This is a genomic window from Actinomadura montaniterrae (genome assembly GCF_008923365.1).
GTDB lineage: Bacteria > Actinomycetota > Actinomycetes > Streptosporangiales > Streptosporangiaceae > Spirillospora > Spirillospora montaniterrae.
Genome location: NZ_WBMR01000091.1, coordinates 25,943 through 35,442, shown reverse-complemented (window position 1 = coordinate 35,442; position 9,500 = coordinate 25,943). Strand labels below are relative to the sequence as shown.

General features: G+C 73.2%; 9 protein-coding genes. 3 read left to right on the top strand and 6 right to left on the bottom strand.

Annotated features, from left to right (window positions below; all coding sequences use genetic code 11):
* Positions 1-86: 86 nt before the first annotated feature.
* Both F9B16_RS27305 and F9B16_RS27300 read right to left on the bottom strand, forming a co-directional pair.
* Positions 87-1,013, bottom strand: a complete 927-nt coding sequence (locus tag F9B16_RS27305) for an ABC transporter permease (RefSeq protein ID WP_151543065.1) — start codon at positions 1,011-1,013, stop codon at positions 87-89.
* A gap of 6 nt (positions 1,014-1,019) precedes the next feature.
* Positions 1,020-2,642: a peptide ABC transporter substrate-binding protein gene (locus F9B16_RS27300; RefSeq protein WP_151543064.1), complete on the bottom strand. Its 1,623-nt coding sequence runs from the start codon at positions 2,640-2,642 to the stop codon at positions 1,020-1,022.
* 197 nt (positions 2,643-2,839) lie between these two features.
* On the opposite strand from F9B16_RS27300, the gene F9B16_RS27295 reads away from it, so the two are divergent.
* Positions 2,840-4,198, top strand: a complete 1,359-nt coding sequence (locus F9B16_RS27295; RefSeq protein ID WP_151543063.1) for a M20/M25/M40 family metallo-hydrolase — start codon at positions 2,840-2,842, stop codon at positions 4,196-4,198.
* A gap of 19 nt (positions 4,199-4,217) precedes the next feature.
* On the opposite strand, the gene F9B16_RS27290 is transcribed toward F9B16_RS27295, so the two are convergent.
* The 4 genes from F9B16_RS27290 to F9B16_RS27275 all read right to left on the bottom strand — a co-directional run bounded on the left by F9B16_RS27290 (position 4,218) and on the right by F9B16_RS27275 (position 7,774).
* The gene (locus F9B16_RS27290; RefSeq protein ID WP_151543062.1) at positions 4,218-4,994 is read right to left on the bottom strand and encodes an ABC transporter permease; all 777 of its coding nucleotides are present in this window, start codon (positions 4,992-4,994) and stop codon (positions 4,218-4,220) included.
* Complete coding sequence (locus F9B16_RS27285) at positions 4,991-5,992, bottom strand: ATP-binding cassette domain-containing protein (RefSeq protein ID WP_151543061.1); 1,002 nt, start codon at positions 5,990-5,992, stop codon at positions 4,991-4,993. Before F9B16_RS27285 ends, F9B16_RS27290 begins: the two co-directional genes overlap by 4 nt.
* 150 nt (positions 5,993-6,142) lie before the next feature.
* Positions 6,143-6,787 carry a PadR family transcriptional regulator gene (locus F9B16_RS27280; RefSeq protein ID WP_151543060.1) on the bottom strand — a complete coding sequence of 215 codons (645 nt, stop codon included), beginning with the start codon at positions 6,785-6,787 and terminating at the stop codon, positions 6,143-6,145.
* A gap of 75 nt (positions 6,788-6,862) precedes the next feature.
* Positions 6,863-7,774, bottom strand: coding sequence for a TIGR03620 family F420-dependent LLM class oxidoreductase (locus F9B16_RS27275; RefSeq protein WP_151543059.1), 912 nt, complete (start codon positions 7,772-7,774; stop codon positions 6,863-6,865).
* A gap of 104 nt (positions 7,775-7,878) precedes the next feature.
* Between F9B16_RS27275 and F9B16_RS27270 the strand changes: the two genes are divergently transcribed.
* A complete protein-coding gene (locus F9B16_RS27270) occupies positions 7,879-8,451 on the top strand; it encodes a TetR/AcrR family transcriptional regulator (protein ID WP_151543058.1) in 573 nt (190 codons plus the stop codon).
* Between the two features lie 29 nt (positions 8,452-8,480).
* On the top strand, positions 8,481-9,359 hold the full coding sequence (locus tag F9B16_RS27265; protein WP_151543057.1) for a hypothetical protein: 879 nt from the start codon (positions 8,481-8,483) through the stop codon (positions 9,357-9,359).
* The last annotated feature ends 141 nt before the right edge of the window (positions 9,360-9,500 follow it).

Genomic DNA, 9,500 nt, shown 5'->3' with positions numbered 1-9,500 from the left:
TGTCCGCCGGCTCCGGTTCCGCGCCCGGCGGGCCGGGGTCGGCCGCGCCCGGGTCGATCGTCTTCAATGCCCCTCCGGGTCGCTCGTCACTCGTACCTGATCCGCGGGTCCAGCAGCCCGTACAGCAGGTCCACGACCAGGTTGACCAGCAGGAAGATCAGCACGAGCACGGTGACCGCGCCGACCACCACCGGTCCCTCCTTCAGCTGGATGGACTGGAACACCTGCTGCCCGATGCCCGGCAGGTTGAAGATCCCCTCGGTCACGATCGCGCCGCCCATCAGGTTCCCGAAGTCGACGCCGAGGTAGGTGACGACCGGGATCAGCGAGTTGCGCAGCGCGTGCCGGCCGACGACCCGCGCCCGCGACAGCCCCTTGGCGTTGGCGGTGCGGACGTAGTCGGCGCGCAGGTTCTCGGCGAGGCTCGTCCGGGTCAGCCGGGCCACGTACGACAGGCCGAGCGAGCCGAGCACCATGCCGGGCAGCAGGTAGCTCATCGGCCAGCCGTCGTCGGTCCCGGCCGTCGGGAAGATCTTCCAGTGCAGCCCGAACAGGATCTGCGCGGTGTAGCCGAGCACGAACACCGGCACCGCGATCAGCAGCGTGGTGCCGCCGAGCACGAGCGTGTCGGCGACCCTGCCGCGGCGCAGCCCGGCCCACACGCCGAGCGCGATGCCGATGACCAGCTCGAAGATCCAGGCGGTGAGCGCCAGCTGGGCGGTCACCGTCCAGCGCCCGCCGAGCATGTCCGCGACCTTCTGGCCGTCGTAGTTCTCCCCCAGGTTGCCCTGGAGGAGACCCCACATGTACTTGCCGTACTGCACCAGCAGCGGATCGTTCAGGTTGTAGCGGTCCCGCAGCGTCGACAGGACGTTCGCGGGCACGGGCTTGTCCCCGGCGAGCGCCTGGATCGGGTCGCCCGGCAACGCGAACACCATCGCGTAGATCAGCAGGGTCGTCCCGATGAAGACGGGGACCGCCTGGAGGAGCCGCCGCAGGACATAGCGCCACATCGCCGGTTACTTCACCGTCACTTCGTTGACGAGCAGGCCGGTGGAGAACGCCGTGATGGTGACGTTGTCCACGTGGCTGGAGCGGCCGCCCTGGCCCGCCCACGTCCACAGCGGGATCATCGGCATCTCGCGGATGGCGACGTCCTCGGCCTGGTTGTAGAACTGCAGCGCCTGCTGGTGGTCGGCGGAGCTGTTCGCCTTGGCGATCAGGTCGTCGAACTCCTTGCTCTTCCAGCCCATGCGGTTGGCGTCCGACGCCCACATGTTCTCGAGGTAGTTCTGGGCGCTCGGGTAGTCGGCCTCCCAGTTCTGCCGGTACGGGCCCTTCTCCGTGCGCTTGTTCAGCATCGAGAAGTAGTCGGACGCGGGGACCTGGCGGAACTGGATGTCCTGGATGCCGAGGTTCTGCTTCAGCGAGTTCGCGACGATCTGCATCCACTGGTAGTAGGTGGGCTGCGCGTTGGAGAAGTACAGCTCCAACGTTCCCTTGAACCCGCCGGCCTTGTCGAACAGCGTCTTGGCCTTCGCCGGGTCGAAGGTGCACAGCTCACCGCAGGCGTTCGCGCGGTGCCCCTCGATGATGGACGGCAGCAGCGAGTCGGCCGGGAAGTAGTCGCCGTTGTAGACGGCCTTGTTGATGCCCTGCCGGTCGATGACCATCGAGATGGCCTTGCGCAGGTCCGGGTTCGCGAACCGCTTGTCCCACAGCGGGAAGCCGAGGTAGTCCATCGTGCCCATCTTGCGGGGCAGGAAGCGGTCGCCGAGCAGCCGCTTCGCCTCCGGCACCTTCGCCGCCGGGATCGTCTGCAGCACGTCGATCTTCCCGGCGCGCAGGTCGGTGTAGGCGCTGTCGGCGCTGGAGTAGCTCTTCCAGATCACGCCCTTGTTCTTCGGCTTGCGCGGGCCGGTGTAACCGGGGAACGGCACGAGTTTGATCTGCTTGTTGCGTTCCCAGTTCCCGCTCATCATGTACGGGCCGTTGCCGATCGGGTGGTTCTCGAACGACTTGGGGTCCTGCAGACCCGCCTTCGGCATCGGCGCGAACGCCGGGTAGGTCAGCAGCAGCGGGAACTGGTTGAACGGCGCGGTGAGCGTCACCTTGAGCGTCGAGGGGTCGACGACCTGGACGCCGGAGAGCTTGTCGGCCTTCGGCTTGGCCTTCTCGTCCTCGGGGTTCATCGCGTCGTACCCCTGGATGTGCGAGAAGTAGTCGTTGGCGGAGTAGGCGTTCGGCCCGTACGCCGCGTTGTTCCAGGCGTCGGCGAAGCTCTGCGCGGTGACCGGCTCGCCGTTGTGGAACTTCTGGCCGCCGCGGACCTTGATCGTCCAGACCTTCTGGTCGGTGGTGCTGATGGACTCGGCGGCCAGGTTGTAGGCCTTGCCGTCCTTCGTGAGACCCTCGAGGTTGTCGAACAGGCCGCTGAGCACGTCGAAGGAGTAGCTGCTGGTGGTGTTGCCCGGCACCAGGTGGTCGGGTTCGGAGTGGCCGACGGTGAACACGCCGTCGCTCTTCTTCCCGCTCCCGCCGCAGGCCGACAGGCCGAGCGAGGCCGCCAGCGCCACCGCGGCGAGCGCCGCGACCTTCCCGCGCGCGCCCCTGCGCGGGCCCGCGTCCCTGAGGCTCGTCATGCTCCTCCTCGTGCTGTCCCCTCGTGCACCGGGCCCGGACACCCGCCGCACTTCAGGTTGGTGGCAGCGTCGTACCGGCGCGGCGGTTTCGGTATGGCGCTGACCGAGTCGAAACCGGATCGAGACTTGTTGATCAACCGTTGACACAGGTCAGCGGCGGGAGAAAATTAAACTTTCCTGCGAAAGGGGCTCCACGGGTGACTCGGCGGCCGGACGCGACGGCGGAGACGGCGGAAACGGAGACGGCACCGGCCCCGGACGGGGACCCGGGCGCGGAGGCCGCCGCCATCTGCGCGGACCTCATCCGCTTCGACACCACCAACCGGGGCGAGGGGGTGGCGCTGCCGGAGCGGCCCGCCGCCGAGCACGTCGCGGCGCTGCTGGACGAGGTCGGCGTGGCCGCCGAGATCGTCGAGTCGGCGCCGGGCCGCGCCAGCGTGCTCGCCCGGATCCCCGGCACGGATCCGTCGCACCCGGCGTTCCTCGTCCACGGGCACCTCGACGTGGTCCCCGCCGACGCGTCCGACTGGACGGTCCCGCCGTTCTCCGGCGAGGTGCGCGACGGATGCGTGTGGGGGCGCGGCGCCGTCGACATGAAGGGCAGCCTCGCGATGACGCTCGCGACCGTCCGGGCGCGGCTGCGGGCGGGCCGCCGGACGCGCGGCGACCTGGTGCTGGCGTTCCTCGCCGACGAGGAGTGCACCGGCGAGTACGGCTCCCGGTACGTGGCGCGCGAGCACCGCGGGTACTTCGAGGGCTGCGCCGAGGCGATCAGCGAGTCGGGCGGGTTCAGCGTGGAGGAGGGCGGGGCCCGGATCTACCCGGTCGCGACCGGCGAGCGCGGCACCGCCTGGATGCGGCTGACGGCGCGCGGCACCGCCGGGCACGGCTCCAAGCCGGCGCCCGACAACGCCGTCGCCGAGATCGCGCACGCGGTGTCGCGGATCGCCTCGTACCGGTGGCCGGTGCGGCTGACGCCGGGCGTGCGGGCGCTGCTGGACGGCCTCGCGGACGCCCTCGGCACCACCATCGACCACGACCGGCTGGACGAGGAGGCGGCGCGGCTCGGCCGCGCCGGGCACCTGTTCGCCGGGACGGTCCGCAACTCCGCGAACCCGACGCGGCTGGAGGCCGGCTACAAGGTGAACGTGGTGCCGGGCACGGCGTCCGCGCAGGTCGACGGCCGGTACCTGCCGGGGACCGGCGAGGAGTTCCTGGAGACGATCGACCGGCTGCTCGGCCCGAAGGTCGCCCGGGAGTTCATCAACCACGAGGAGGCCCCGGCGGCGGACCCGGCGGGCGCGACGTTCGCCGCGCTCGCCGGGTCGTTGCGGGCCGAGGACCCGCTGGCCCGGCCCGTCCCGTACGTGATGGCGGGCGGCACCGACGCCAAGTCGTTCAACGCGATCGGCATCACGAGCTTCGGGTTCGCGCCGCTGCGGCTCGGCCCGGACCTGGACTACTTCGGCATGTTCCACGGCGTGGACGAGCGGGTCCCGGTGGACGGCCTGGCGTTCGGCACCCGCGTCCTCGACCGCTTCCTCGACACCCGCTGAGCCGCGGCCGGGCGCCGGGTCACTGCGACTTCTGGTAGCTGCGCAGCGAGAAGACCGCGAACGCGACGGTGAGCGCGGTCAGGGCCAGCAGCCATCCGCCGTGCAGGGCGACCGAGCCCCAGTCCGGGTTGCCCGCCATCGCGGCGCGACCGGCGTCCAGGGCCCAGCTCACCGGGTTGAATGCCGCGACGTGCCGGATCCAGGCCGGCATCAGGCTTTTCGCCATGAACGCCGACGACAGGAACGTCAGCGGCAGCAGCAGCATCACGTTCAGCCCGATGATGGTGTTGCGGTCGCGCAGCAGCAGCGCGAGGGTGTTCGACAGCGCCGCGAGCACGACGCCGACCAGCACGGACGCGGCGACGAGCACGGCGAGCCCGGCGGCGCCGCCGGGATAGCGCGCGCCCGCCGCCCACCCCAGCGCGATGATCACGATGGACTGGAACGCGGTGCTGAGCGCCTGCTCGACGACGCCCGCGTTGGTGATCGCGCTGCGCCGCACCGGCGTCACGAGGAACCGGTTCAGGGTGCCGCGCTCGATCTCGTCCATGGTGGCCATCCCGGCGAACGAGTTCAGCGACACCGCGTTCATGACCACGACCCCGGGGACGAGGTAGTCGAGGTAGGACGGGGCGCCGAAGCCGGGCAGGTCGACGACCCGCTTGAACAGCTCGCCGAACAGGAACAGCCAGATCATCGGCTGGACGAGCGTCATGACCAGGACGGCCGGGTTGCGGGCGAGCGCCGACAGCCGGCGCTGCGTCATCCACCAGGTGCCGGTGAGGAGCCCGCTCATCGCGCACCTCCGATCGCGGCGGGCTCGGGCGCCGCGTCGGGTTCGGCGTCCGCCTGCGCGAACCGGCGTCCGGCGTAGCGCAGGTACACGTCGTCCAGCGAGGGACGCGCGACCGTCGCCGCCGCAACCGGCATCCCAGCCTGGTCTAGTGCGGCCAGTACGGCGGGTACGGCGGACGCACCGTCGTCGGCGCGCGCGCTGAGCCGCGTGCCGTCCAGCACGATGTCGCGCACGCCGGGCAGCCGGCCGAGCGCCGCGCGCACCCGCGCCTCGTCCGGTGCCTCCGCCCACTCCAGGTGGACGGCGTCGCCGCGCAGCTCGCCCTTGAGCGCGTCCGGGGTGCCCTCGGCGACGACCCGGCCGCGGTCGACGATCGCCAGCCGTCCGGCGAGCCGGTCCGCCTCGTCCAGGTAGTGCGTGGTCAGCAGGATCGCGAGCGCGTCGTCGCCCGCCAGCCGGGCGATCTCCGCCCACATCGACGCGCGGGCCTCCGGGTCGAGACCGGTGGTCGGCTCGTCCAGGAACAGCACCTGCGGCCGGTGGACGAGGCCGAGCGCCACGTCCAGGCGGCGCCGCATCCCGCCGGAGTAGGTCTTCACCTGGCGGGACGCGGCGTCCCGCAGCCCGAAGCGGTCGAGCAACTCGTCGGCGCGGCGGCGCGCGTCCGCGCCGCCCATCCCGTGCAGCCGCCCTTGCAGGACCAGGTTCGCGCGGCCCGAAGCGCCGGGATCGGCGCCGGACTGCTGCGCCACGACGCCGATGGCGCGCCGCACCCGGCCGGGGCGGCGCAGGACGTCGTGCCCGGCGACGGACGCGGTGCCCGCGTCCGGCCGGACCAGCGTGGTGAGGATCTTGACGGCGGTGGACTTGCCCGCCCCGTTGGGGCCGAGCAGGCCGAGGATCTCTCCCCGGCCGACGGTGACGGACAGCCCGTCCAGGGCCCGGACGTCGCCGGGATAGTGCTTGACCAGATGGTCGGCCTCGATGGCGTGCGCCATGGTCGCCTCCGTACGGCGAGACGTGCTCGTCGGGGCGTCCCGGATAGGCTGGTTTCGAGGTCTCGCCGCCGGGACCTGCTCCGCGAGCGGGTTTCCGTGGTGGGTTCTGAGGCGCGGCGGCGGTGTTGCAGCACCGCCGCCGGGCCGTGCTCAGCTCTCGGTGGCACCCCTTTCCGCGAGTTCCGCGATCTCGGGCGGGACGTGTCCGGTGGCGTGGAACGCGCGCCACATCGCCAGGCCCTCCAGCGTGCCGCCGGTGATCTCGCCGAGGAAGGCCCGCACCCAGTCCGCCTCCGCCTGCAGGATGGCCAGGGCGTACTCGGCCTCCAGCAGGAAGACGCGCGGCACCTCGGTCTCGGCGGCGAGCGCGGCGCGCTCGCCCGCGATCCGCTGCTCCAGCGCGCCGAGGCGGCGGCGCAGCAGCTCGGCGGTCTCGTCCGGGCCGAGCGCGCCGAGCACCGACAGCCCGGCCTCGAGCCGCCGGTGCTCGGTCTCGGGGACCTCGATCAGCTCCCGCACCCAGTCGGCCAGTTCTTCGCGCCCGGCGTCGGTGATCCGGTAGACGGTGCGCTCGGGGCGGGCGCCGTCGCGGACGCTGCCCTCCACCGCCAGGAACCCGTGCTTCTCCAGGTTCCGGACGACTGTGTAGAGCGAGCCCCACTTGATGTCCATGTCGTGGTCCTTGCCACGCGCCTTCATCAGCGAGGCCATCTCGTACGGGTGCATGGGCCTGGCGGAGACCGTCGACAGCACGGCGAGCCCCAGAAGGTTGCTCACCTTCCGCCGCTTCGGCATGCCGTGCTCCTCGTCAACGAATACTCGCGTACGAGTATAAGCAGAAGCGACATATCGCGTCCATGGCCTGCCGGTTCAAAGAAGCGCCGGGGCCAGCTCGCGCCACTGCTCCAGCGGCAGCGCCGCCGGGTCCTCGGTGAGGACCTGGACGCAGACGTGGTCGGCGCCCGCGTCCAGGTGCTCCTGCACGCGCTTGCGGATCGCGTCCACGTCACCGTGCGCGACGATGGCGTCCACGAGCCGGTCGCTCGGGCCGCCGCCGGGACCGCCCGTCATGTCGTCATCGCCGTACCCGAGCCGCCGCACGCTGGCCCGCTGGTGCTCCGCCGCCTGCACGTAGCCGCCGACGTGCGCCCGCGCCACCTCCCGGGCGCGAGCGGCGTCCGTGTCGAGGACGACGGCCTGCTCGACGCCCAGGAACGCGTCCGGGCCCATGATCTTCCTGGCCCGCACGGTGTGCTCGACGGGCACGAAGTACGGATGCGCACCCCACGTCCGCTCGGCCGCCAGCTCCAGCATCTTCGGCCCGAGGGCCGCCAGCACCCGGCGCGGCACCGGGTCGGCATCCGGGCTGTGCCGCGGCACCGCGTCCATCGCGTCGAGGTAGGCCCGCATCATCGGCACCGGCCGCCCGACCGGCGGCATCGCGTAGCCGTCCAGCTCGCCGGGGTCGCCGACCCGGTGGCCGCCGAGCCCGAGCAGGTAGCGGCCCGGGAACGCCTCCCCGAGCGTGCGCGCGGCGCCCGCCATCGCGATCGGGTCGCGGAAGGCGACGTTGGCGATCCCGGACGCGACGGCGATCCGCCGCGTCGCGCCCAGCAGCAGCCACGCCTGCCCGACGGTGTCGCGCCCGAACGCCTCCCCGAACCAGATCGCCCCGTAGCCGAGCTCCTCGATCTCCGCCGCCGCCTCGCGCACCCGTCCCGCCGGCCGCCCGTCGAACGCGAACGTCCAGATCCCGACCCGGCCGAGCCCGTCCCGCTCCATCACACGCCTCCAATTTCCGGAGAGCTTCTCCGGTTACTCCCGGGGTACGATACGGAGAACTTCTCCAGTTGGCTACCCGGACCGCGACGGCCCAGGATGGGACGATGACCACGGCGGACGAGACGCGCCCCGGGCGCCCGCTGCGCGCGGACGCCCGCCGCAACCGCGAGCGGGTCCTCGCCGCGGCCCGCGAGACGTTCGCCGAGAACGGCCCGGACGCGTCCCTCAACGAGATCGCGCGGCGCGCGGGCGTCGGCCCCGGCACCCTCTACCGGCACTTCCCCACCCGCCAGGCGCTGCTGGCCGCCGTCCTCGCCGACCGCGTCGAGCGGCTGTGCGCCCGGGCGGACCGGCTGATCGCCTCCGAGCCCCCCGGCGCCGCGCTGGCGGGCTGGCTGCGCGCCTTCCTCGACCACGCGAGCGGCGACCACGGGCTCGGCGGCGCGGCGCTGGCGGGCCCGCCGGACCTGGGCTTCGACTGCCATACCGCGATCCGGGAGGCGGCCGGGCGCGTCCTCGCCCACGCCCAGCGGGCGGGCGCGGCGCGCCCCGACGTGACGGCCGCCGACATGATGCAGCTGGTCGTGGGCGTGGCGCTCGCCACCGAGGAGGCGGCGCACGACCCCGCGCAGCCCGGCCGGCTGCTCGCCCTCGTCGAGGACGCCCTGCGCCCCTGAGATCGGCTCCGGGCGGGTAGGAGACGGGCGTGGAGTTCTCGACGGCGGCCGACGAGCTGTACCGCGTCGTGCCGGAGGAGTTCGTGGCGACCCGGACGCGGCTGGTCCGCGAGGCCAAGGCGGAGGGGGATGCCGCGCTCGCCAAGCGGATCGGCGGGCTGCGCCGGCCGACGCTGTCGGCCTGGGCGGTGAACCTGCTGGCCCGGTCGGCGGCCGGCGATCTCGGCCGGCTGCTGGACGTCGGCGCGCGGATGCGGGAGGCGTGGGCCTCGGGCGGCGGGCTCGGCGACCTGGAGCAGCAGCGGGCGCGGCTCGTCGCGGCCCTGCTGCGCCGGGCGGGCGAGATCGCGGCCGAGGCGGGGCGTCCGCTGCGCGACCAGGCCGTCCGCGAGGTCGAGGACACCCTGCAGGCGGCCACCGTGGACGAGGAGGTCGCCGCCGAGGTGCGGGAGGGGCGCCTGCCGCAGCCGCGCAGCCACACCGGTTTCGTCCCGGCGGGCTTCGCCCTCGCCCCGGAGCCGCCGCCGAAGGAGCAGAGCAAGCCCGCCCCGCCGGAGAAGCCCGCCCGACGGGAGAAGAAGGCCGAGCGGCCGAAGGTCACCCGGACGAGCGCGGCGCGCGCCCGCCGCGCGGAGACCCTGGCCCGGAAGGCGGACGAGGCCGAGCGCGCCCTGGCGGACCGGGCCGAGCGCGCCGACGCGGCGAAGCGGGTGGCGGACGACGCGTCCGCCGAGGTGGGGCGGTTGCGGCACGAGCTGGACCGCGCCACGGCGGAGCGGGACTCGGCGGCGCGCAAGGCGGAGCGGGCCGAGCAGGCGCGCGCCCGCGCGGAGGAGGCGGCGCGGGAGGCGCGGAAGGCGGCGAAGGAGGCGCGCCGCGCCGCCGACCGCGACGCCGCGCACGGCTGACCGGTGCCCGGAACGGAGCGCCAGCGGAGTGCAGGGCACCGGTCAGCCCCCACCCCGGGGGTCTGGGGGTCGCCCCCCAGAAACGACGCTGCCGGCGCCCCCGGCGGTGCGGGGGGTTTCCGGGATGAAGTAAGTTCCACT